The 372-nt window shown below is 71.8% G+C and carries 1 protein-coding gene; it reads right to left on the minus strand.

From position 1 onward, the window contains the following. A partial coding sequence (locus GTY56_RS24930) for a condensation domain-containing protein (RefSeq protein ID WP_346345566.1) occupies positions 1-337 on the minus strand: 337 nt, incomplete at its 3' end. Between the last annotated feature and the right edge of the window lie 35 nt (positions 338-372).

The raw sequence follows: 372 nt of genomic DNA on the forward strand, positions 1-372 counted from the left end.
AGTCCGCGTACTGCACCGGCAGCGGCTCCCACCGCGGCGCCCGGCCCTGGCACCGTGCCAGATACGCCCGGGTGAAGTCCCGGGCCAGCGGCCCGTCCGACCAGCCGTCGCTGGCGATGTGGTGGAGCACCACGACCAGCACCTGCTCGGCCGGGCCGGTCTCGAAGAGCCATGCCCGGATCGGCACCTCCGACGACAGGTCGAAGGCGTGACCGGTCGCCTCGGCGACGGCGGCGTCGAGATCCGCCGGGGCCACCCTGCTCACCGCGAGCTCCCACTCCAGCTCGTCGAGTTCCAGGATGTGCTGATACGGCTCGCCGTCCGCTTTCCTGAACACCGTACGCAGCACCTCGTGCCGGCCGATCACGTCCC

It is taken from the genome of Streptomyces sp. SID5643, from assembly GCF_009872555.1.
Classification (GTDB): domain Bacteria; phylum Actinomycetota; class Actinomycetes; order Streptomycetales; family Streptomycetaceae; genus Streptomyces; species Streptomyces iakyrus.